The 22692-nt window shown below is 60.1% G+C and carries 18 protein-coding genes; 3 read left to right on the top strand and 15 right to left on the bottom strand.

All coding sequences use genetic code 11. From position 1 onward, the window contains the following. Positions 1–41: 41 nt before the first annotated feature. The 4 genes from ASD60_RS04720 to ASD60_RS04705 all read right to left on the bottom strand — a co-directional run bounded on the left by ASD60_RS04720 (position 42) and on the right by ASD60_RS04705 (position 4466). Entirely contained in the window at positions 42–1013 is a 972-nt protein-coding gene (locus ASD60_RS04720) for a TRAP transporter substrate-binding protein (RefSeq protein WP_056852881.1), read from the bottom strand. Positions 1014–1072: 59 nt separating this feature from the next. Beyond that, positions 1073–1981: an SMP-30/gluconolactonase/LRE family protein gene (locus tag ASD60_RS04715; protein WP_056852880.1), complete on the bottom strand. Its 909-nt coding sequence runs from the start codon at positions 1979–1981 to the stop codon at positions 1073–1075. A 55-nt stretch (positions 1982–2036) separates the two neighbouring features. Further along, a complete protein-coding gene (locus ASD60_RS04710) occupies positions 2037–2861 on the bottom strand; it encodes an NAD-dependent epimerase/dehydratase family protein (protein ID WP_056852879.1) in 825 nt (274 codons plus the stop codon). Between the two features lie 306 nt (positions 2862–3167). Next, a complete protein-coding gene (locus tag ASD60_RS04705) occupies positions 3168–4466 on the bottom strand; it encodes an OprD family porin (RefSeq protein ID WP_056852878.1) in 1299 nt (432 codons plus the stop codon). A gap of 210 nt (positions 4467–4676) precedes the next feature. Between ASD60_RS04705 and ASD60_RS04700 the strand changes: the two genes are divergently transcribed. After that, positions 4677–5297, top strand: a complete 621-nt coding sequence (locus ASD60_RS04700; protein WP_056852877.1) for a TetR/AcrR family transcriptional regulator — start codon at positions 4677–4679, stop codon at positions 5295–5297. 32 nt (positions 5298–5329) lie between these two features. Here the strand turns inward: ASD60_RS04700 and ASD60_RS28005 are convergent, their stop codons facing one another. From ASD60_RS28005 to hydA, 4 genes are all read right to left on the bottom strand, one after another. Beyond that, positions 5330–6412 (bottom strand): RHS repeat-associated core domain-containing protein, encoded by a 1083-nt coding sequence (locus tag ASD60_RS28005; protein ID WP_082557530.1) that lies wholly within the window; start codon positions 6410–6412, stop codon positions 5330–5332. 225 nt (positions 6413–6637) lie between these two features. Beyond that, complete coding sequence (gene preA, locus ASD60_RS04690; protein WP_056852875.1) at positions 6638–7918, bottom strand: NAD-dependent dihydropyrimidine dehydrogenase subunit PreA; 1281 nt, start codon at positions 7916–7918, stop codon at positions 6638–6640. Next, a complete protein-coding gene (locus ASD60_RS04685; RefSeq protein ID WP_056852874.1) occupies positions 7919–9286 on the bottom strand; it encodes an NAD(P)-dependent oxidoreductase in 1368 nt (455 codons plus the stop codon). It lies immediately after the preceding gene. 164 nt (positions 9287–9450) lie between these two features. Then, positions 9451–10890, bottom strand: a complete 1440-nt coding sequence (gene hydA / locus ASD60_RS04680) for a dihydropyrimidinase (RefSeq protein ID WP_056852873.1) — start codon at positions 10888–10890, stop codon at positions 9451–9453. Positions 10891–11428: 538 nt separating this feature from the next. On the opposite strand from hydA, the gene ASD60_RS04675 reads away from it, so the two are divergent. Both ASD60_RS04675 and ASD60_RS04670 read left to right on the top strand, forming a co-directional pair. Then, a complete protein-coding gene (locus ASD60_RS04675; protein ID WP_056852872.1) occupies positions 11429–12913 on the top strand; it encodes an NCS1 family nucleobase:cation symporter-1 in 1485 nt (494 codons plus the stop codon). Positions 12914–13078: 165 nt separating this feature from the next. After that, positions 13079–14356: a Zn-dependent hydrolase gene (locus ASD60_RS04670; RefSeq protein WP_056852871.1), complete on the top strand. Its 1278-nt coding sequence runs from the start codon at positions 13079–13081 to the stop codon at positions 14354–14356. Positions 14357–14420: 64 nt separating this feature from the next. Here ASD60_RS04670 and ASD60_RS04665 read toward each other — a convergent pair whose 3' ends face one another. The 7 genes from ASD60_RS04665 to ASD60_RS04635 all read right to left on the bottom strand — a co-directional run bounded on the left by ASD60_RS04665 (position 14421) and on the right by ASD60_RS04635 (position 22534). Beyond that, positions 14421–15809, bottom strand: coding sequence for an amidohydrolase family protein (locus ASD60_RS04665; RefSeq protein WP_056852870.1), 1389 nt, complete (start codon positions 15807–15809; stop codon positions 14421–14423). Between the two features lie 12 nt (positions 15810–15821). Beyond that, positions 15822–17186, bottom strand: coding sequence for a nucleobase:cation symporter-2 family protein (locus ASD60_RS04660; RefSeq protein ID WP_056852869.1), 1365 nt, complete (start codon positions 17184–17186; stop codon positions 15822–15824). Between the two features lie 248 nt (positions 17187–17434). Beyond that, positions 17435–18481 (bottom strand): CobW family GTP-binding protein, encoded by a 1047-nt coding sequence (locus ASD60_RS04655; RefSeq protein ID WP_056852868.1) that lies wholly within the window; start codon positions 18479–18481, stop codon positions 17435–17437. A 75-nt stretch (positions 18482–18556) separates the two neighbouring features. After that, positions 18557–19186 carry a UbiX family flavin prenyltransferase gene (locus tag ASD60_RS04650; protein WP_056852867.1) on the bottom strand — a complete coding sequence of 210 codons (630 nt, stop codon included), beginning with the start codon at positions 19184–19186 and terminating at the stop codon, positions 18557–18559. Further along, positions 19183–20568 carry a UbiD family decarboxylase gene (locus ASD60_RS04645; RefSeq protein WP_056852866.1) on the bottom strand — a complete coding sequence of 462 codons (1386 nt, stop codon included), beginning with the start codon at positions 20566–20568 and terminating at the stop codon, positions 19183–19185. The genes ASD60_RS04650 and ASD60_RS04645 overlap by 4 nt, the downstream gene beginning before the upstream one ends. A 126-nt stretch (positions 20569–20694) precedes the next feature. Further along, the gene (locus ASD60_RS04640; RefSeq protein WP_053158646.1) at positions 20695–21600 is read right to left on the bottom strand and encodes an amidohydrolase family protein; all 906 of its coding nucleotides are present in this window, start codon (positions 21598–21600) and stop codon (positions 20695–20697) included. A 4-nt stretch (positions 21601–21604) separates the two neighbouring features. Next, on the bottom strand, positions 21605–22534 hold the full coding sequence (locus ASD60_RS04635; protein ID WP_056852865.1) for an amidohydrolase family protein: 930 nt from the start codon (positions 22532–22534) through the stop codon (positions 21605–21607). Positions 22535–22692: the final 158 nt, after the last annotated feature.

Genomic DNA, 22692 nt, shown 5'->3' with positions numbered 1-22692 from the left:
CTGCGTCTGTGGCGCCGGGCCTTTCTTGAATGCAGGGAGGGTTACTGAACGGCTTCGATGCGCTTGATCAGGTCAGCGTAAGGCGCGCCGTATTTTTCGCGAACCGAGGCGGTTGCTTCGTAGAAAGGTTTTTTGTCGACGGTGATGAACTCGACCCCGGCAGCCTTGAGCTTTTCTTCGCTGCTGGCGGATTTTGCATCCCACAGGGTGCGTTCCTGGGCCTGCGCGGCTTTGGCGGTTTTCTTCACCAGGGCCTGTTGTTCCGGCGTGAGTTTGTTCCAGGTGATTTTCGACATCACGATCGGCTCAGGCAGGATCAAGTGGCCGGTCAGGCTGTAGAACTTGGCGTTCTGGTAGTGGTTGTGTTCGAGCAGCGTCGGCGGGTTGTTTTCCGCGCCGTCGATCACCCCGGTCTGCAAGGCGCTGAAGATTTCGCCAGTGTCCATCGCAATACCGTTGCCGCCCATGGCGTTGATGGTTTCGATGAACATCGGGTTGCCTTGAACGCGGATCTTCATGCCCTTGAGGTCTTCCAGGCTGCGTACCGGTTTCTTGGTGTAGATGTTGCGGGTGCCGCCATCCATCCAGGCCAGGGCCACCAGGTTGAATTCGGAGTTGGTGATTTTGTCGAGGATCTCGTCGCCGACTTCACCGTCGATGACCTTGCGCATGTGCGCCTGGTCGCGGAACACGAACGGCATGTTGAACACGTTCACATCCGGCACCACCGGCCCGACGATGCCGAGGCTGACCCGGGCCATCTGGATGGCGCCGACCTGGGCTTGTTCGACCACTTCTTTTTCCGAGCCGAGCACGCCGCCGGCGAACATCTTGAAAGTCAGTTTGCCGTCGCTGTCGGCCACCAGGGTTTTACCCAGTTGCTCTTCAGCCACGACGGTCGGATAACCGGCGGGATGAATGTCGGCGAATTTGATTTCCAGTGCGTGGACGGCGCTGCTGAGGGTGAAGGCGAGTGGGAGTGCAGCGGCGAGCAAGGTGCGTTTGAAGTTCATGGGGGTGTCTCCGGTTTTGTTGTTTTTTTTATTCAAGGCACAGCGGTGCAGCAGAAGCGTCAGCTTATGAATCCGGTTGGCGAGGGGTTGAATGGGGGTTCGGGCAAGCCTCTGACACCAGCGTCGAGAGCAAACACGCCGCCGGCCAGGGACTGGTCGTCATGGTCGTCACCCGGGCGAATCGAGGTCACGAACAAGGTGTCCAGACGACTGCCACCGAAGGCGCACATGGTGGGTTTTTTCACCGGTACGCTGAGTGAGCGGTCAAGACGGCCGTCAGGGGTAAAACGATGGATCAAGCCGGCGTCGTTGGCGCAAATCCAGTAGCAGCCGTCGGCATCCACCGCCGCGCCGTCGGGGCGTCCGTCGAAGTGGTTCATATCGACGAACACTCGGCGGTTGGACGGTGTGCCACTGACGGTGTCGTAGTCGAAGGCCCAGATCAATTGCACGTTGGGGTGCGAATCCGACAGGTACAGGGTCTTGCCGTCCGGGCTGAAACCCAGGCCATTGGGCACGATGAAGCCGTTCAGTTGTGCCTCGAGCGGCCCACGCTGCCCGGCGCTGTAGCGATAGAGCGCACCGTTGGCCGCATTGGCGCCCATGTTCAGCACCATGCTGCCGGCCCAGAAACGTCCCTGGCGGTCGCAGCGGCCATCGTTGAGGCGCATGTCGGGGCGGGCGTGATCGACGACAGCCAGTAACTCGCTGTCGAGACTGCCGTCGTTGTGCGTGTGCAAATGGAAGAAGCCGCTCTCCATGCCGGCGACCCAGCCACCGTCGCGATGACGGGCGATGCAGGCAAGCATTTCCGGGGTTTTCCAGGCATGGACGTGCCCGGTATCGGCGCTCCAGCGTTGCAGGCCACCGGCAGGAATATCGACCCAGTACAGGGCATTTTCCTCGGGGACCCACACCGGGCTTTCACCGACGGCGTTACGGGCATCGACAATCAATTCGGCTTGCATGGCAACTCATTCCCTTGGGTTTTTGTTGTGGGATCAAGTGGTAAGCGTTCTGGCTTCAGTCACCGAACGGGCCGGCTGCGCAAAAAGCACCGCCCTGATAGACCCGCGCCGGATCATCAGCGGCCGGCATCGGTTGGGCTTCGATTTTTTCGCGGAACACTTCGGAGCTGTCCTGTGGGACGTAGCCCAGGTGGGCGGCGTAGCGGTTGTCCCACCAGATGTCCTTGTTAGCGGACATGCCGTACACCACGGTGTGACCGACGTTGGGGGTGTACAGCGCGCGTTCGAGCAATTGGGTCAGATCGTCGAAGCTCAGCCAGGTGCTCATCATCCGGCGGTTATGCGGCTCCGGGAACGACGAGCCGATGCGCACGCTGACGGTCTCGATGCCATAGCGATCGAAGTAAAACGTGGCCATGTCTTCGCCGTAGGACTTGGACAAGCCGTAGTAGCTGTCCGGGCGACGAGGCGAGTGGGCATCGATGACTTCGTCTTGCTTGTAGAACCCGATAACGTGGTTGGAGCTGGCAAAGATCACGCGTTTGACGCCATGCCGGCGTGCCGCTTCGTAGATGTGGAACACGCCGCAGATGTTGGCGCCGAGGATCTGCTCGAACGAGTGCTCGGTGGACACGCCACCGAAGTGCAGGATGGCGTCCACGCCTTCGACCAGTTGATGCACGGCTTGCTTGTCGGCGAGGTCGCAGGGCACCACTTCTTCGCGGTCATCGATGGCCGGGGCGATCTCGGCGATATCCGACAGGCGAATGACGTTGGCATACGGGCGCAGGCTTTCGCGCAAGACTTTGCCCAGGCCACCGGCGGCGCCGGTCAGCAGCAGGCGATTGAAGGGCGTTTGGGCGGTTGCAGTGGTCGTCATGGGAATCCCTGAACAAGCGGTTATTGTTATTGGTTCGTTGTAGGTTGTCGTACGACTACGCAGGAGTATCGTTAGGCTTTCTGTATCTTGTCAACGCGACTTTGGTGGAAATTGACGGAGGGTTAAATCGGCATCCATTGATCTGTGGCGAGGGAGCTTGCTCCCGCTCGGCCGCAGAGCAGTCTTGAACGCAGACACAGCGGGACTATTGGAAGTTTGCAGGGGGCCGCTGCGCGACCCAGCGCGAGCAAGCTCCCTCGCCACAGTCCCTCGCCACAGTGCTTCTGCGCCTGCAATCAATCTCCCTTACAACAACGAAATCGGATAGCTGATGAACAAGCGGTTCTCATCGAATTCGTTGGTGCTGAAACTCTTGCGGATGCTCGCGTTGCGCCATTTGACGTTGAGGTTCTTCAACGGCCCGCTCTGCACTGTGTAGGCCAGTTCCGATTCGCGACCCCATTCCTTGCCGTCAGTGACGGTGCCGGTGTGCACGTTGTCGCCGCTGATGTAGCGGTTCATCAGGGTCAGGCCCGGAACGCCCAAGGCGACGAAGTTGTAGTCGTGACGTACCTGCCAGGATTTTTCCTTGGCGTTGTCGTAGCTGGAGTTGTAGCTGTCGTTGGCCAGGGTGCCGCCGCTGGTGCCGTTGACGCGCATCCACGCATCGTCACCGCTGAGTTTCTGCAAGCCGACATAAAAGGTATGGCCACCGTACTTGGCCGAGAGCAGGGCGAATGCAGTCTTGTTGTCGAGATCACCCGCCAGCGCGCTGCCGTCTTCCTTGCCGATGAAGTAGCCAAGGTTGGCACCCAGGGTCCAGGCACCGATGGGTTGACTGTGGCTCAGGTTGAAATACTGCTGTTGGTAAAGGTCGCTGAGTTCGGCGTACCACACGCCGACCTGGGTGCGCTTTTCGTTGAACGCATATTCACCACCGCCGAAGTTGAAGCGGTCGGAACTGAAGGCCGCCGATCTGCCGTTCATGAACATGTCTTCCATGCTCGCATCGTTGCGCGGACTGTTCTGGCGGAACTGGCCACCGTAAAGGGTCAGGCCGCTGATTTCGGTGGAAGTCACCTGGCCGCCCTGGAAGGTTTGCGGCAGCGAACGACCGTCGTCGGAGCGCAGGATCGGCAGCACCGGCATCCACTCGCCGACTTTCAACTCGGTTTTCGACACTTTGCCTTTGAGCGCTACACCCAGGCGCCCGAAGTTATCGGCGGGGCGGCCGTCACTGTGTATCGGCAGCAGTTGCGTACCACCGGTGCCTTTGCCGCCGTCGAGCTTTTGCGAGTACATCCCCAGCACGTCCACACCGAAGCCGATCGGGCCTTGGGTAAAACCGGACTTGGCGTCGAGGATGAAGTTCTGCGTCCACTCTTCGGCCTTGCCCTGAGGATAGGCAGGGTTGGTGTAGTTACGATTGAAGTAGGCATTGCGCAGGTTCAGCGTGGCTTTGGCGTCATCGGTAAAGCCTTCGGCCTGGCTGGTCATGGGCAGGGCGAGGGCCAGGCTGCTGCAACCGATCAGGCTGAGGGTGTGGCGACGGGCGAAGGTGGGGCGTGAACTGCGGATGGACGAATTGCGCGCGTGTTTGCTCACTGTGACGTTCCCTTTCTTTTTTGTTTTTATTGTTTGTCATACGTCGTCGTACAACATTGGCGGCGATTATTTACGGGACGTTTCAGAGTTGTCAATCGGAAGTTATACGATGACTCGCGCAGCTGATAGGAGGTTGATTCTCGTTTTGCCCTGTCGCCCCAAGCCAGAGCGGGTGATAGTCTTGTTTAACGCTGTTGTCAGGGAGCCCTTATGGGCAATCACAAGATCGAGATTCGTCGCAGTAACGTCGAGAAAATCCTGCTGGGGGCCGAAAAAGTCTTCGCCGAGAAAGGTTTCGGCAGCACCGCCATGGCCGATATCGCCGCCGAAGTAGACCTTCCGCGCTCCAACCTGCATTACTACTTCAGCACCAAGACCGAGTTGTACAGCGCGGTGTTGTTCGACCTGCTGGAAGTCTGGAAGCAGGACGCGCTGTGCTTCGAGATGTTCGACGACCCGCGCGTAGTGCTCAGCAGCTACATCCGGGCAAAAATGAACCATTCGCGCAGCCGTCCGTATGGCTCGAAAGTCTGGGCCAACGAAATCATCCACGGTGCGCCGACACTCGGTGTGGCGCTGGATGCGAGCCTGTATGACTGGGCCAAGATGAAAGAAGCGAAGATCCGCCAGTGGGTGGACGACAAACGCATCCTGCCGGTGGAGCCTTCAAGCCTGCTGTACATGATCTGGGCCTCGACCCAGCACTACGCCGACTTCGACCACCAGGTGAACATTCTCAATGATCATCAGCCGCTGTCGGACATGCAGTTCGAGCGGGCGATACAGACGGTGACCGGCGTGATTCTGCGGGGGATCGGGTTGGAGCCGTAGGTCGGAATCCAGCGGCTCCTGCAGCCAAGGGGTCAGCTTCTGACCTGTTTGGTGGAATTAATTAATTCCTGCATGTTGTCTCGTTTAATTATATTGCTTTTCCTTTGTAATGCGTTTTTGTAATTGGCTCGTGCGCGTGCTGTAGTACTTTGGTCAAGATTTTTTTTTATTTCTGAAAGTTCCTTGCTCTGCGTTGGAGTGCCGGTGGCAATGAAGTCTGGGTTGTTCTTCTTGAGGGCGTCATAGTCTTGTCCAATGTCTTTGAGTTTTTCGATGTGTCTAGTACTTCTGCTAGGGTTAGCACTTAATCTTGGTCCGCGAGTAGTCGCTGGAAGCTCTAGTATTGGGACGCGATGGACGGGCGTTCGACCAAGTCCGGGCTGCTGCAAACTGGTGGGGGACTGATCAGTTAGTGAGTTCTGTATTGGGTTGCTATTTGTTGAAATAGGCGAACTGACTGCGCTGGATGTTTGTGATTGGGCTTTGATTATAGAACTATGTTTAGTGATTACTGAAGGACGTTCAGGCCTAATGATCACCGATGCGCGAGAACGGTTGAGTACGGTAATATGCATGCGGAATTTAGCATTTCCAGTAGGATCAAAAAAATTTATCGGATCATTTTCGCAATAAGCATAAGAGTTAATTCCCCCGTCATCAAAAGGACTCAGCTCATCCGGGCTATTGAATCGCATCAACACAGGATTATAAAATCGATTGCCATGGCCTAATGGATAATGGCCCGTAATGTCGTCAGGATATTCACCATTAAACCCGAATAAACGACTTAAGCCGCTAACATTCGGGTGATGGCCGTAGGCGGTATAGGAAAATTTCCGAGAATTAACTGGCGAAAGGGATTGCAGCAACGAGTGCGCCTGATCGGTCACCAAAAGCGTTTTTTCGGTAACCCCTGCTTCACTTTGTTGCTGCGCCAACAGTTGAGCTTCATGGCGCAGGATTGTTCGTTGCGTCTGCTGTCCCAGCTCGGTAGTCAGGTGGTTCAATTGATAAAAACGCTGTGTGCTGTTACCCGCCAGTAGCCCGACGCCCGTGAGGCGGTCGAGTGGGTCGTATTGATAGCGGCAAAGAATGTTCAATGATGAGTCCGACATATCGAGATCCACGCTGGTGAATTGACTGTGTGTTAGCATCGAAGATATGTCGAGTGGCGTCTACTAGCAGAACTGATAGGTAAGGAGTCTGGAAGTTGGTGTTGTAGCGCTGGCCTCATCGCGGGCAAGCCCGCTACCACAGTGGTTTATGGCGTACTCAATTGCTGTGTACACCAGCGATCCCTGTGGGAGCGACTGTCTTCCCCCGCCATTCGTCACTGCCATTCAGTGCCGTCCCGCAACATGATACGGATTGCGCGGATCATGGTTCCAGTCCAGAAACGGCTTGCCGGTGTCCACCGGAACCATCTCGATACAATCCTGCACCGGGCAGGTGATCTGGCATAGATTGCAACCCACACATTCTTCATCGATCACTTCATAACGATGGGTCCCGTCGGGATTTTTCAGGCTGGCCACGGCCTGGTGCGAGGTGTCTTCGCAGGCGATGTGGCAACGACCGCATCCGATACAGGCCTCTTGGTCGATTTTGGCAATCACTTGATAGTTGATGTCCAGGTATTTCCAGTCCGTGGTGTTGGCCACCGCGCGTCCGGAAAACTGCGCGATGCTGGTGTAGCCCTGGCTGTCCATCCAGCGCGACAGCCCGTCCTTCATCTCCTCGACAATCCGGAAACCGTGGAGCATCGCCGCGGTGCAGACCTGCACCGAACCACAGCCCAACGCGATGAATTCCGCGGCATCGCGCCAGTTGCCGATGCCGCCGATGCCACTGATCGGCAGGCCATGGGTCTGCGGGTCGCGGGCAATTTCAGCGACCATGTTCAGGGCAATCGGCTTGACCGCCGACCCGCAATAACCGCCGTGGGTGCTTTGGCTGCCGACCATGGGGTTGGCGACCATGCGTTCCAGGTTGACGCTGGTGATGGAGTTGATGGTGTTGATCAGCGACACCGCATCCGCACCGCCACGGTGAGCCGCGCGGGCGGCGACGCGGATGTCGGTGATGTTCGGCGTGAGCTTGACGATCACCGGCAGCGAGCAATACGTCTTGCACCAACGAGTGACCTGTTCGACGTATTCCGGCACCTGGCCGACCGCCGCACCCATGCCGCGTTCCGGCATGCCGTGGGGGCAACCGAAGTTCAACTCGATACCGTCGGCGCCCGTGGCCTCCACCAGCGGCAGAATGTGTTTCCAGGACTCTTCGACGCAAGGCACCATCAACGACACGATCAATGCGCGGTCCGGCCAATCTTTTTTCACCTGGGTGATTTCCCGCAGGTTGATCTCCAGCGAGCGGTCGGTGATCAGTTCTATGTTGTTGAAACCCAGCACTTCACGGTTCGGCCCGAAATGCGCCGAATAGCGTGACGATACGTTCACCGCCGCCGGGTCTTCACCCAGGGTTTTCCAGACCACACCGCCCCAGCCCGCCTCGAAGGCGCGGACCACGTTGTAAGCCTTGTCGGTCGGCGGCGCGGAGGCCAGCCAGAACGGATTGGGCGACTTGATGCCAGCGAAGACAATCGACAGATCGGCCATTTACGCAGCCTCCACGTTGAGCATCAGTTGAGTGTTGATCGCCTCGGCGGCACGCTTGCCGTGTTGCACCGCTTGTACGGTCAGGTCCTGGTCGAGGCTGGTGCAATCGCCACCGGCATACACCCCGGGAATGCTGGTTCGAAGGTTTTCATCGACTTCGATGCGCTCGCCCTGACGCTTGAGTTCACGGGCCAATGGGTCGGCGAGGGCGCTGCTGTCAAAGGCCTGGCCGATGGCTTTGAAGATGGCGTCGGCGGCCAGTTCGAACGTTTCGCCGGTGGTTTGCAGGCGTCCTTCGACCAGATGGGTGCGGGCGAAACGCATGCCGCGCACCCGGCCAGCGTCATCGAGCAGCACTTCTTGCGGTTGGGCCCAGGTCAACAAGCGCACTTGATTGGCCTTGGCGATGTCTTGCTCGTGGTGGGTGGCGCCCATGTCCTCGACGCCACGGCGGTACACCAGGTTGACATCGTGAGCACCGAGGCGGGCCATTTGCACGGCCATGTCGATGGCGGTGTTGCCTGCGCCGAGGACGATGCAATGCTCGGCAAGCGGTAGCTGGGTGAGGTCATCGGCCTGGCGCAGTTCGCGGATGTAATCGGTCGCGGCCAGAAGCCCCGGTGCGTCTTCGTGGGTCAGCCCCAGTTGCTTGCTCGCTGCCAGACCGAGGCCGAGAAACACCGCGTCGAATTGTTGATGCAGCTCGCTCAGGCTCAGGTTGTCACCGAGTTTTTGTCCGTGACGGATTTCGATGCCGCCGATTTGCAGCAGAAAATCCAGTTCCTTTTGCGCGTAGTCGTCCACCAGTTTGTACTTGGCGATCCCGTATTCGTTAAGTCCGCCAGCCTTGTCCCGGGCCTCGAAAATGACCACGTCATGCCCGTGCATGGCACTGCGGTGCGCACAGGACAGCCCGGCCGGACCGGCGCCGACCACGGCGATGCGTTTGCCGGTTGCGGCGGCGCGGGGGAACGGGTGCTCACTGAAGTGCGCGTTGTCCACGGCATAGCGCTGCAACAGGCCAATCAGCACTGGCGCACACTCTTGGGCGTTGTTGCGCACGCAGGCTTGCTGGCAAAGGATTTCCGTCGGGCAAACCCGGGCGCAGCTGCCGCCGAGAATGTTGGCCGAGAGGATTTTCTGCGCCGCACCTTGCACGTTTTCCTGCTGGATATTGCGGATGAACGAAGGGATATCGATCTCGCTCGGGCAGGCGTTCACGCACGGCGCGTCGTAGCAATACAGGCAGCGCGAGGCCTCCAGATGCGCCTGGCGATCATTGAGCGGGGGCGCCAGATCGGTGAAATGGCCGGCGAGGGCGGCGGCGCTCTCGGCGGGGTGCGGGAGATGGTCGAGGGTCTTGATCACGGTTTTTGGCCTCACGGTGAATTGAGGTGCTGCCTCTGAACGGGCACTGTTCTTTGTTTCACCCTGTGGCGAGGGAGCTTCTCCCGCTGGGTGGCGAAGCCGCCCCAAATCCGGCCTGCTGCGCAGTCCAGCGGGAGCAAGCTCCCTCGCCACAGGGAATCGGGTCAGCGTTTCACGGGCGTGGGCTGATTCAACTCCGCCCGCTTGCTCAGCAAATCAAACACCGCCGGATACGCCGGCCGTTCGATATAGCGCCCGGCACCCCGTTCTGCGCGCAGGTCGCCATCGGCCCAGACCACGCGTCCCTGGCTGATGGTATGGCTCGGCACGCCGCGCACGGTCTTGCCTTCGAAGATGTTGAAGTCGACCTGCTGGTGATGGGTCTTGGCGGAAATGGTCCGCGTGCCCTGCGGGTCCCACAGCACCAAATCGGCATCGGCGCCGACCCGGATCGCGCCTTTGCGCGGATAGAGGTTGAAGATCTTTGCGGTGTTGGTGGACGTCAGCGCGACGAATTGCTGCATCGAAAAGCGCCCGGTATTCACACCTTCATCCCACAGCACCGCCATGCGGTCTTCGATACCGGCCGTGCCGTTGGGAATTTTGCTGAAATCATCCTTGCCCGCGGCTTTTTGCTCGGCGCAGAAACAACAGTGGTCGGTGGCGGTCGTGTGCAGGTTGCCCGCTTGCAAGCCATGCCAGAGCGCCTCTTGATGACCCCGAGGGCGGAACGGCGGACTCATCACGTAGCCAGCGGCGGTCTGCCAGTCCGGGTGCTGATAGACGCTGTCGTCCAGCAACAAGTGCCCGGCCAGCACTTCGCCGTAGACCGGTTGGCCCTTGGCCCGGGCGTAGGTGATTTCATCGAGGGCTTCCTTGGTCGAGACATGCACCAGATACAGCGGCGTGCCGAGGGTTTCGGCAATGCGGATCGCCCGGCTCGCGGCTTCGCCTTCAACTTGCGAAGGGCGCGACAGCGGATGCGCTTCCGGCCCGGTCATACCCTGGGCCATCAGTTTGCGTTGCAGGTGATAGACCAACTCACCGTTTTCGGCATGCACGGTGGGCACTGCACCCAATTCCAGGCAGCGCTCGAAACTCGCCACCAGGGTGTCATCGGCGGCCATGATCGCGTTCTTGTAAGCCATGAAATGCTTGAAGCTATTGACTCCATGGTGGATCACCAACTCAGCCATCTCTTCACGGACCTGCTCGCTCCACCAGGTAATGGCCACATGAAAGCCGTAGTCGGAGGCTGACTTCTCGGCCCAGCCACGCCACTGATGGAACGCCTCCATCAAGGACTGCTGCGGATTGGGAATCACAAAGTCGATGATCGACGTGGTACCGCCGGCCAGTCCCGCTGCCGTGCCACTGAAGAAGTCTTCGCTGGCCACGGTGCCCATGAAGGGCAGTTGCATGTGCGTGTGCGGGTCGATGCCGCCGGGCATCAGATACTGGCCGCTGCCATCGAGCATTTCTGCACCTGCAGGAATATCCAGGTTTTCGCCGATGGCCTTGATTACGCCGTCTGCGCAAAATACGTCGGCGCGATAACTTTCATCATGGGTAATAACGGTAGCGCCACGGATCAACAGAGACATTCCGAGTTCCTCGCAGGCAATGACCGGCTGATACCGGTTCTAAGTGTTTTATATGAAACGAGTGCTGAAAGGGCTATTCCTGTCAGCGCTGTCAGGATTAAACGCTAGCTGCAGTTTATGGAATCGGCAAGAATATTTTTTATAAGCTTATTCCTTTCATAACTATATGAAAAATATAGGTTTAACTTGAAATTCACCAAAATGGTGAGGCCGCTCACCATTTTGACGCACTTGACAGGATCTAAATATGGTCAAGATTTCTTATGTGAAATCAGCTGTTTGAGATTGGTCTATGGTGTATGCGCGACTTTGAAAAAAAATTCACGCACCAGATTGAGTCCTGACTGTTCGGACAACTTGCCTGGCATTCGGCCTGAGTGGCACGGCACATACTTCATTCAGTCAATAAAACCGATAAACATCAGTTGGTTGCAAAGAGTTATGGAACTGCCCGATGCGCAAGCGGGGCACTCGGCACGTTTATTGATTCCGCCAGTCCCTGATGAGCAACAATAATCAAAAGAACAGTGGAGCGGCCATGCAACAGATCAGATCGCAAGTGACCGAGCGGGACGGCTTGTTCGAGCTCGAAGCCGGCAGCGATGTCCTCGACAGTCCCCGTTATAACCACGATATCGCGCCGACCAAGGTGCGTGAACGAACCTGGAACAAATGGCACATCACCGCACTGTGGGTCGGCATGGCGATTTGCGTGCCGACCTATACCCTGGGCGGCGTGTTGACCGCGTACTTCGGCCTGAGCGTCGGCGAAGCGCTGTTGGCGATTCTGTTTGCCAACATCATTGTCCTGATTCCACTGACGTTGAATGCCTTCCCCGGCACCAAGTACGGCATCCCGTTTCCGGTGTTGCTGCGGTCGTCCTTTGGCATCCTCGGTTCCAACATTCCGTGCCTGATCCGGGCGCTGGTGGCGTGTGGCTGGTTCGGCATTCAAACGATGTTTGGCGGCCTGGCGATTCATCTGTTCCTCGGTTCGGTGTTCGAGGGCTGGAAATCCCTGGGCGGCACCGGTGAAGTGATTGGTTTCATGGTGTTCTGGGCGCTGAACCTGTGGGTGGTGATTCGCGGCGCCGAGTCGATCAAATGGCTGGAAACCCTTTCTGCACCGTTGTTGGTAGCGGTGGGAGTGGGTCTGTTGGTGTGGGCGATGCCCAATGTCTCGATGACCGAATTGCTGGCGATCCCGGCCAAGCGTCCCGAAGGCGCTGGCGTGGCGAGTTACTTCGCGGCCGGGCTGACGGCGATGGTCGGCTTCTGGGCCACCTTGTCGCTGAACATTCCGGACTTCAGTCGCTACGCAAAAAGCCAGAAGGATCAGATCGTCGGGCAGATCATCGGTCTGCCGCTGACCATGTTTCTGTTCGCGTCCCTGGGCGTGGTGATGACCGCGGCTTCGGTGAAACTGGTGGGGGTGACCGTGTCCGATCCAGTGACCCTGATCGGCCACATCCAGAGCCCGATGTGGGTGGCGCTGGCGATGGCGCTGATCATCATCGCCACACTGTCAACCAATACCGCCGCCAACATCGTGTCGCCGACCAATGACTTCCAGAATATCGCGCCCAAGGTGATCAACCGCACCAACGCCGTGCTGCTGACCGGGTTTGTCGGTCTGGCATTGATGGCCCATGAACTGCTGAAAAAGCTCGGGCTGATCGTCTCGGACATCAGTCTGGAAACCGTCTACTCCAATTGGTTGCTCGGGTATTCCAGCCTGCTTGGGCCGATCGCAGGGATCATGGTGGTGGACTATTTCCTGATCAAGAAACAGCAACTGGATCTCGCCGGGCTGTACCGCGATGACGTCTATCCGGCATGGAACTGGAGCGGCTTCATCGCGTTTGGTGTGCCCGTAGTGCTGACGTTGTTGTCGCTGGGCAGCGACGCGTTCAGCTGGTTCTACAGTTATGGCTGGTTTACCGGCTCGGCGCTGGGCGGGTTGATTTATTACGGGTTGAGTGTGATGCGCCCCAGCCCGTCTGTTGCGAAGACTGCGGTGTGAAGGAGGGCCTCATCGCTGGCAAGCCAGCTCCCACAAGTTTCTCGGGTGTTCACAAAACCCTGTGGGAGCTGCGGTGCGACGATTCGACTTGCCAGCGATGGCGGCCTAAAGCACAGCGCAGAATTGAACTGAACAAATTGATAAGAACAGCCTGAGGAGATCCCCATGAACGCGGCCGTTGACGTTCTGCAGTCCACCCATCAGCACATCGATCGCGATCGTCTATGGCAGTCGCTCATGGAGTTGGCCAAACTCGGCGCCACGGTCAAGGGCGGCGTTTGTCGCCTGGCCCTGACCGATCTGGACCGACAGGCCCGGGACATCTTTGTCAGATGGTGCGAGGAGGCAGGCTGCACTGTCAGCATCGACGCCGTCGGCAACATTTTCGCCCGCCGTGCAGGACGTAACCCGAACCTGCCACCGGTGATGACCGGCAGTCACATCGATACCCAACCCACCGGCGGCAAGTTCGACGGCTGTTTCGGCGTACTGGCCGGCGTTGAAGTACTGCGCACACTGAACGATTTGCAGATAGAGACCGAGGCGCCGCTGGAGGTGGTGGTCTGGACCAACGAAGAGGGCTCGCGCTTCGCGCCATGCATGATGGGCTCCGGGGTGTTCGCGGAAAAATTCACCCTCGAAGAAACCCTGGCCAAGGTCGACGCCGAGGGCGTGACGGTGGGTGAGGCGCTCAATGCCATTGGTTATGCGGGGGAGCGCAAGGTCAGCGGGCACAAGGTCGGGGCTTACTTCGAAGCACACATCGAGCAAGGCCCGATCCTCGAAGACGAACGCAAAACCATCGGCGTAGTGATGGGCGCCCTCGGGCAAAAATGGTTTGACCTGAAACTGCGCGGTGTCGAAGCCCACGCCGGGCCGACGCCGATGCACCTGCGCAAGGACGCCCTGGTCGGCGCCGCGGTGATTGTCGGTGCGGTCAATCGTGCCGCACTCGGCCATCAACCTCACGCCTGCGGCACCGTTGGCTGCCTGCAAGCCTATCCCGGTTCGCGCAATGTCATTCCCGGTGAAGTGCGCATGACTCTGGATTTCCGCCACCTGGAACCGGCACGCCTGGACTCGATGATCGCCGAAGTCCGCGAAGTCATCGAGACCACCTGTGAAGAACATGGCCTGACGTATGAACTGACACCCACCGCCGACTTCCCGCCGTTGTATTTCGACAAAGGTTGCGTCGAAGCCGTGCGCGGTGCCGCTCAAGGCCTGGGCCTGTCGCACATGGACATCGTCAGTGGCGCAGGCCACGACGCGATCTTCCTTGCCGAACTCGGCCCGGCCGGCATGATCTTCGTGCCTTGCGAAGGCGGCATCAGCCACAACGAAATCGAAAACGCCGCACCCGATGACCTGGCCGCCGGCTGTGCGGTGCTGTTGCGGGCGATGCTGGCGGCTTCGGCAGCGGTGGCGAAGGCTGAGCGGTAAACCCTGTAGGAGCGAGCCGCCCGGATCCGGCTCGCTCCTACAGGGGGACAGGTGCGGCGGGGGGTTATTCGTCGACGTTCATCAACTGCCTCACCCCATCCCACGCCTCGGCGCGCATCCGCTGTACATCCAGCCCCGGAATCACGCCGTCATCGACCACCACGCGACCGCCTACCAGGCTGTAGCGCACCGCGATCGGTTCACCCGCCACCACGGGCGCCACGGCAATGTCGTGGAAGCCGAAGAACCGCGGATGGTCCAGGCCATAAACCACCAGGTCCGCCGCTTGGCCCACTTCAAGCGTGCCGACCGCGCCCAGCCCGAGCACCTGCGCACCACCTGCCGTACCCCAGTGAATGACATCTTCGGCCGTGGTGGCTGATGCGCCTTGTTCCGCCCGGTGAATCAACCACGCGGTGTTGGCTTCACCGACCATGCTCCCTGACTCGTTGGAGGCCACGCCATCGACGCCAAGTGAGATCGGTACGCCCGCCTCGAACATCTGCGGGATTGGCGCAACGCCGCTGCCCAAACGCGCATTGCTCACCGGGCAGTGGGAAACGCCGGTGCCGGTTTGCGCGAGCATGCGGATTTCAGCGGGTTGCAGGTGCACCGCATGGGCGAACCAGACGTCCGGGCCGAGCCATTCGTGCTCGGCGACGAACTCCACCGGCAGGCAGTTGTACTTGTCGCGGCAGAAATTCACGTAGTTCTGCGTCTCGGACAGGTGCGTGTGCAAGCGCAAACCGAGGCCACGGGCCGTGTGCGCCAGTTCCCGCAGCAGGGTGGGCGGCAGAGAAAAAGTCGGAGTCGTCGGTGCCACCACCACCCGGCGCATCGCATCCGGAGTGTCCTGGTGATACCGCGACTTCAGGCGTTCGATATCGCCGACCATCTGCTCCAGGGTTTCCGGTTGCAGCGCGGTTTTCGAGAATCCGGGATGGGCGCTGGCGGACTCCAGCGCACCGCCCCGGCACAGCACAAAACGCAGACCGAATTCATCGGCCAGGTCAAACAACAGGTCGCCGGTCTCGGTGGTGCCGTGGGCGTGATAGAGGTAGTGGTGATCGGCGCAGGTCGTTACCCCCGAGAGCAGCAACTCGGCCATTCCCAGTCGTGCGGCGATGCGCGCCAGTTGTGGCGTGAATCGGTTGAGGCGTGGGTAGGGCACGCTGGCCAGCCAGCCTTGCAGGTCTTGATTCAAACCTTCCGGCACGGCTTTGAGCAGGTTCTGGAACAGGTGATGGTGGGTGTTGATCCAGCCCGGATAGACCACCGAGTGACGCGCATCGATGACCCGTTCACCGGGTTGCGCTTCGAGGTTGGCAGCCATTTCGGCGATGCGCCCGTTGACGATTCGAATGTCCACGGCACCGGCCCGGGCACGCGGGCCGCGCAGGCCGGTCATCACCGCCTGCGGGTTTTTGATCAGGATGTTTTGCAGTTGAGTCATGAGTGGCTCCAGTCAGAGGCTGTGGGAAGCGGATTTGCTGGTGGCGGCATCAGGCACGCTGACACCGTTGAGAGCGGCGTTGAGCAACACCGACACCAGGCAGGCGATCACCACGCTGCTGTGCAGGAACGGCTGCGACCACTCGGGAAGTTGCTTGAACAAGGCCGGGGCCAGCACCGGCACCAGGGCGGCGGCGATGGTGAAACCGACGATCAGCACGTTGTAGCGATTGCGCTCGTAGTCGACCTTGGCCAGGGTCTGTATGCCTGCCGCCGCGACCACACCGAACATGGCAATCCCGGCTCCGCCAAGCGCCGCGGTCGGCATCGACGCAATGATCGCGCCGGCCTTGGGCACCAGGGCCACCGAGCACATCAACAAGCCGCTGACGGCCACCACCCAACGACTGCGCACGCCGGTGAGGATCACCAGACCGACGTTTTCCATGAAGGCAATGAACGGAAACGCAGCGAACATCCCGGCGATGGTGCTGGCCAGGCCGTTGGCGCGCAGGCCGTTGATCACCTGTTTGTCTTCCACCGGTTTGTCGACGATGTCGCCGATGGCCACGAACAGGCCCATGGACTCGACCATCTGCACGATCATCACCACCACCATGGTGGCAATGGGGATCAGGCTGAAGGTCGGCAGGCCGAAATAGAACGGGTAGGGCACGGTCAGCCAGGGGGATTCCTGCACGCTGTGAAAGCTGCCCATGCCCAGCCCATAGGCGAGCCCCGCACCCACCAGCATGCCCACCAGCACCGCCATGTTGCGCAGCATCGGGCTGCCATAGCGGTTGACCAGCAGGATGGTGAGCAACACCACCGCTGCCACCGCAAGGTAGGCCGGTGCGCCGAAATCAGCGGCATGACGCCCGCCGCCGACCCACTCATAGGCAATCGGAAACAGCTGCAAGCCGATCACCGTGACAATGCACCCGGTGACTACCGGCGGAAAGAACCGCCGCAAGCGTCCCACGAACGGCGCGGCGAGCATGGTGAAAATCCCCGCGCCGATCACCGCCCCGCAAACCCCGGCGAAACCGACCTCCGGGTTGCTGCCGATGGCGATGACGGGGCCGACGCTGCTGAAGGCCACGCCCTGGAGGATCGGCAGGCGCACGCCGAATTTCCAGAAACCGACGGTTTGCAGGAGGGTGGCGATGCCGGAACAGAACAGCGTGGTGCTGATCAACACCACGGTGTCGGCCTGTGACATCTTCAAGGCGCTGGCGACAATCAACGGCACGGCGATGGCGCCGATGTACGAGACGGCCATGTGTTGCAGGCCGAGGGTGAGCATTTGTCGTACCGATAACACCTGGTCGACGGGATGGAGGGTGACGGGTTTTGCTGGGGTAGTGGCTGACGACATGGGGAAACACCTCTTGCTGTTTTTATGCTGTAGAGAGGGGTATTCGTTCTGATGCCAATTGCGGGAACGCCATCGATCACTGTGGGAGCTGGCTTGCCAGCGATAGCGGTCTGATAGTCGAAAAGAAAGTGAGTGTCCGCCCTTATCGCTGGCAAGCCAGCGCCCACAGGTTTTGCGGCGTTTTTTCGGACTGGCATCAGTCATTCGTGTGCCCCGGAACCGCCATCCACCGGCTCCGATGCCTTTGTTCAGCCTGCCAGGCAGGCGGCAAAGCCCTGGTTCAAGGCTGCGCGGTCCAGGTCGCGGCCGATGAACACGATCTTGCTGGAGCGCGGTTCGCTGCCCCACAGGGTTGATGCGCGGAACTCGACGAGGCTGTGCACGCCCTGCAGCACATAACGCTGATCCTGATCGGCGACCGCCAGCACACCCTTCATGCGGTACAGGTTGTCGGCCTGCTCGGTGCGCAACTGCGTGATCCAGCGGTGAAAGTCGCCGAGGTTGACCGCAGCGTCCACGGCAATGCCTACCGACGACACGCTTGGGTCGTGGTCATGATCCAGATCGTCATGATCGTGATGGTGCTCATCGGCGTGATGATCATGCTCGGCGCCGATCTCCATGAGTTTTTGCGTGGACTCGAAGGCGCCGATGCCGAGGATCCTGGTCAAGTCGATTTCGGCGTAGCTGCAAGTCACCAGATCCGCCGTGGCGTTGAGGCCGCGGATCTTGTCGCTCAGGGACGCCACTTCGGCGGCGCTGACCAGGTCGACCTTGTTGATGACAATACGGTCGGCGCAGACAATCTGGTCCACCGCCTGATTGTCCACGCCATCGAGTTGCAGGTCTTCCAGGTGCTGGGCGATGTGCTTGGCGTCGACCATGGTGACGATGGCATCGAGCTCGACTTCATCGGCAATCGGGTCATTGATGAAAAAGCTCTGGGCCACCGGATACGGGTCAGCCAGGCCACTGGTTTCGATCAGGATGTGATCGAGCCGCACCGGGCGCGCCACCAGTTCGCGGACGATGCGCACCAAATCCTCGCGGACTTCGGCGGTGCAGCACACGCAGCCGTTGACCATCTCGTAGATTTCTTCGGTTTCGGAGCTGAGCACCAAATCACCGTCGATGCCGACTTCGCCGAATTCGTTTTCGATCACGGCGATTTTTCGGCCATGGTTCTCTTTAAGGATGTAGTTGAGCAGGGTGGTTTTGCCGGCGCCGAGGAACCCGGTGAGGATGGTCACCGGGATTTTGGTGTTCGGGGTCGGGGCGTTGAAGGGCGTGTTCATGTGATGCTCCTTGCCTGTGTTATTTGTCGGAATGCGATCCACTGTGGGAGCTGGCTTGCCAGCGATTGCGGTATTTCATTCAGCAGAGATGGCAACTGATCTACCGCTATCGCGAGCAAGCTCGCTCCCACAGGGTTTTGTGTGTTCGCCCCAGCGCATCGCAGTGCCCGCATCGAGCCCAAACAGATCGAGGACCCGGCCGAGGCTGTGATCGACCATTTGCGCAAGGCCTTGCGGGCGGGCGTAGAAGGCCGGGACGGGCGGGGCGATGATGCCGCCCATTTCGGTCACGGCGGTCATGTTGCGCAGATGGGCGAGGGTCAGCGGAGTCTCCCGGGCCATCAACACCAGCGTGCGGCGCTCCTTGAGTGTGACGTCGGCCGCGCGACCGATCAGGCCCGATGAAGTGCCGGTGGCGATTTCCGCCAGGGTGCGCATGGAACACGGCGCAACGACCATGCCCAGGCAGCGGAACGAACCGCTGGCGATCCCGGCGGCCACATCGTCAGCGCGGTGGTAGTGGCTGGCCAGCGCAATGACGTCGGCCAGTTTGTAGTCGGTTTCGTGGGCCATGGTCAGCAGCGCCGCGCGGCTGATGATCAAGTGGCTTTCGATGTCCAGTTCGGCGAGCAATTGCAGCAGGCGCACGCCATAGATGAAACCCGATGCACCGCTGATGCCCACCACCATGCGCTGGCGATTCATGACGCAAAGCTCCTGAGCAGATTGCGCGCGCGCTCCAGCACATCCTGGTCGAGCTGCGCCTTGATCCCGTCGAATCCTGAACCGCGCGTAGCGTCCAGGCCCATGCGCGAGGTGGTGCCGTTGACCGAGGAGGAAGGGTCCAGCGGGCTGCCGGGCAAACCGTCGATGACGAACAGGTCCTGGTGCGGCTGGAAGTGGGTGGCCAGCGCCCACAGCACCTGGCTGTCGTCGCTGATGTCGATATCGCTGTCCACCGCGATCACGGTTTTCAGATACGGGTCCCAGCCGAGTAACGCCAGCATGATCTGCCGTGCCTCGCCGTCACGGCTCTGGTCCAGCGCCACGTAGCAGTGAAAATGCGTGCCGGAATTCGGGTAATGCACGGCCGTCACGGCGGGGAACCGGGCCTTGAGCTTTTCACTCATCTCCGCTTCCCTTGGCAGTCGCGCTAGGGTCAGGTGCTCGGCATAACGACCACCGACCACATCCACCAACCAGGCGTCCTTGCGCCGCATCAGGGTGTCGACCCGCAGCACATTGTTGGTCGAGCGATCCGAGGAATAGCCGCTGAATTCACCGAACGGACCTTCTTCGGCATAGGCCGCCGGGTCAATGGCGCCTTCCAGGACGAATTCCGCGTACGCCGGCACGCCGATGCCATAGCGCGGGGTTTTCACCAGCTCCAGCGGCGCACCGAACAAGCCCCCGGCCACTGCGCGCTCATCGCTGCCGAAGGGCAAGCGTGCGGCAGCGGCGAGCATGAACAATGGGTGCGCACCGACCACCATGGCCACGCGCAATTCTTCGCCACGCTCGCGGGCGGTTTGCAGCATGCGCCACAAGTGGCCGCGCGAATGCAGGCTGGTGGCCAGGGTCTGCCGGGCATGGCGCATCGAGCGGTGATAGCTCATGTTGGCGATGCCGGTGAGCGGGTCTTCGGCGATGATGATCGCGTTGGTGATGTATGGCCCGCGGTCACTGGCGAAATGCTTGAGCATCGGCAGCAATGCCAGGTCCACGGCTTCGCCTTCGAAGATTTCATCCAACACTGGGCCGCTTTCCACGTAGCGCGGGGCGATGGGGTTATTGGCGCGTTGCTGGAAAGTTTCGTGCAGTTGCGCCGGGGCAACGCCGAACATCCGGGCGATTCGGCTGCGGGAAGCGAACAGGTTGGTGACCACGGGGGCGCCGAAGTTGCCGACTTTTTCGCAAATCAGCAGGGGATCGCGACCTTGTGAGGTCAAGGCATCGACCAGGGCGGTGACGTCCTGATCGGCAGAAAGGCAATGTTGGACGGTCAGCACATCGTCCGGGTACTGCCGGCGATAGGCATCTAGAAAGTCGTGAAAATCCTGGGTATCGCCGAGCGTCGAGAGGGTCATGGTTTCACCTCCATGTAGGCGCGAGCCTTGCTCGCGATGGTTTTAAAGACAACGCGGGATTCCAGACAGCACGGCGTCATCGTTGACCTCCATCGCGAGCAGGCTCGCTCCTACAGGTTTTGCGGGTTAGAGGTACGTCGTGGTCAGACGAATGTCCGCCTCGATCAGGTCCTTGGGCGGCGGCGTCGGTTCGATGCCGCACAGCCGGGCGATGTTGTTGCCCAGGTAATCCTCAAGGTGGTCCTCGTCGATGCCCAGGCCTTGCGGTGCGGGTGAGCACAACACTTCCAGTTCGCGCAGCCACATGCCCGGTTCGTTCGGCGGCGAATCGGTGCCGAACACGATCTTGTTGCGTGGCAGGTCCTTGGCGAACTCGACGATCCGCGACTGGAAACACCAGCCGGATTCGCAGTAGACGTTTGGCGTGTCCATGGCCATCCAGAACGCCTCGAACGAGTAGTTGCCGCCGGTCTGGATGCCGAAGTGGCCGATGATGAAGTTGACCATCGGGAACTCACGGATGATCGGGTAGAACATCGTCGGAATGGTGTACGGCCCGTCACCGGTGTGGATCAGCACCACGATGTTGTACTTGGCGCAGACTTTCATGGCCGGACGCAGCCAGTCCAGCGCCCGGTCCGGGCGATAGCCGTGCATGTTGGCGTGCAGCTTGAGCATCTTGAAGCCGTATTCCTTGATATGGAATTCCAGCTCCGCCGCGCCGTTTTCCGGTCCCCAGCGCGGGTTGAAGTTGAAGTTGCCGATGAAGCGGTCCGGGTACTTCACGCACAACTCAGCGACGTACGACATGTAATCGCGCACGCCCTCGCGGCCCCGACGGTTACCGTCGCGATAACCGGTGTTGCCCGGTGGCGGCTGGATGAAGCCCATGTCGATACGGCGCGGTTTGCCATTGATCATGTAAGGGCCGTCCATCAGCTTGAGCATGCGCTCGCCGGTGAACGGTTCGCCGGTGTGGCGCCAGGCCTCGTCGACCAGGTTGGTGGGGTGCAGATGGGTATCGATAATCATCGGTTCAGCTCCTGGCCAGTTGCGTGGTGACGGGACGCTTGAGTTGCGCCTGTGCTTCGCTGACCGAGCGTGGCGGCGGGGTCGGTTCGAGGCCGATCATCCGGGCAGTGTTGTTGCCCAGGTATTCTTCCAGGGTGTCCTCGTCGAGGTTCAGGCCCTGCGGCGGCTCGTGGCACAACACTTCGAGCAGGCGCAGCCACATGCCCGGTTCGTTCGGCGGGGTGTCGGTGCCGAACAGAATCTTGTGGGTCGGCAGGACCTTGGCGAATTCGACGATCCGTGATTGCAGGCACCAGCCCGATTCGCAGTAGACATTGGGCAGCTCCATCGCCCATTGCATCGGTTCGAACACGTAGACGCCACCGGTCTGCACGCCAAAGTGCGCCATGATGAAATCGACGTTGGGGAACTCCTTGATCATCGGCACCCATTCCGAGGGGATGCTGTAAGGCCCGTCGCCGGTGTGCAGCTTGACCGGGATGCCCAGCTCGGCGCATTTCTCGAAGGCCGGGCGCACCCAGTCCAGCGCACGGTCCGGGCGGTAGGCATGCATGTTGGCCTGCATCTGGACCATCTTGAAACCGTGTTCCTTGACGTAGCGTTCGATCGCCTCGACGCCGTTTTCCACGCCGCAGCGCGGGTTGTAGACGAAGCAGCCGATGAAGCGGTCCGGGTAGGTCTGGACCATTTTCAGTGTGTAGGCCATGTACGCGTCGATGGACTCGCGGCCGCTGAGGTCGCCGTCGGTCCAGGTGTAGATGGTGTTGCCCTGCGGTGGCTGGATGAAGGCTTTGTCGATGCGGCGAGGCTTGCCGTTGACCATGTACGGGCCATCCATCATCTCCAGCAGACGCTCGCCGGTGAACGGGTCACCGTCATGCCTCCAGGCGAGGTCCACCAGATCGGTGGGATAGCAGCTGATATCGATGATCATTGAAGTCGATCTCCTGATAGCGGGGAAGGGAACCTTGCGGTTCACAGCAGCCACGTCCCGGGCAATCGGCCATTTCTATGCGCAAAGACTCACGCATTCCCTCGCCTGGTCGCATCCGGCTCGGGACGCTGGCTGCTTGGGGGGAAGTATTGGAAGGG

This window comes from Pseudomonas sp. Root562 (assembly GCF_001427125.1).
Lineage (GTDB): Bacteria > Pseudomonadota > Gammaproteobacteria > Pseudomonadales > Pseudomonadaceae > Aquipseudomonas.
This window is presented reverse-complemented; position numbering and strand designations above follow the sequence as displayed.

Bases quoted from the DNA above. Each gene is read 5' to 3' on its own strand.
- ASD60_RS04715 (WP_056852880.1), bottom strand. From the start codon at position 1,981: ATGCAAGCCGAATTGATTGTCGATGCCCGTAACGCCGTCGGTGAAAGC.
- ASD60_RS04650 (WP_056852867.1), bottom strand. From the start codon at position 19,186: ATGAATCGCCAGCGCATGGTGGTGGGCATCAGCGGTGCATCGGGTTTC.
- hydA (WP_056852873.1), bottom strand. From the start codon at position 10,890: ATGTCTCTGTTGATCCGTGGCGCTACCGTTATTACCCATGATGAAAGT.
- ASD60_RS04655 (WP_056852868.1), bottom strand. From the start codon at position 18,481: ATGAACACGCCCTTCAACGCCCCGACCCCGAACACCAAAATCCCGGTG.
- ASD60_RS04710 (WP_056852879.1), bottom strand. From the start codon at position 2,861: ATGACGACCACTGCAACCGCCCAAACGCCCTTCAATCGCCTGCTGCTG.
- ASD60_RS04675 (WP_056852872.1), top strand. From the start codon at position 11,429: ATGCAACAGATCAGATCGCAAGTGACCGAGCGGGACGGCTTGTTCGAG.
- ASD60_RS04640 (WP_053158646.1), bottom strand. From the start codon at position 21,600: ATGATTATCGATACCCATCTGCACCCCACCAACCTGGTCGACGAGGCC.
- ASD60_RS04645 (WP_056852866.1), bottom strand. From the start codon at position 20,568: ATGACCCTCTCGACGCTCGGCGATACCCAGGATTTTCACGACTTTCTA.
- ASD60_RS04700 (WP_056852877.1), top strand. From the start codon at position 4,677: ATGGGCAATCACAAGATCGAGATTCGTCGCAGTAACGTCGAGAAAATC.
- ASD60_RS04665 (WP_056852870.1), bottom strand. From the start codon at position 15,809: ATGACTCAACTGCAAAACATCCTGATCAAAAACCCGCAGGCGGTGATG.
- ASD60_RS28005 (WP_082557530.1), bottom strand. From the start codon at position 6,412: ATGTCGGACTCATCATTGAACATTCTTTGCCGCTATCAATACGACCCA.
- preA (WP_056852875.1), bottom strand. From the start codon at position 7,918: ATGGCCGATCTGTCGATTGTCTTCGCTGGCATCAAGTCGCCCAATCCG.
- ASD60_RS04670 (WP_056852871.1), top strand. From the start codon at position 13,079: ATGAACGCGGCCGTTGACGTTCTGCAGTCCACCCATCAGCACATCGAT.
- ASD60_RS04720 (WP_056852881.1), bottom strand. From the start codon at position 1,013: ATGAACTTCAAACGCACCTTGCTCGCCGCTGCACTCCCACTCGCCTTC.
- ASD60_RS04660 (WP_056852869.1), bottom strand. From the start codon at position 17,186: ATGTCGTCAGCCACTACCCCAGCAAAACCCGTCACCCTCCATCCCGTC.
- ASD60_RS04635 (WP_056852865.1), bottom strand. From the start codon at position 22,534: ATGATCATCGATATCAGCTGCTATCCCACCGATCTGGTGGACCTCGCC.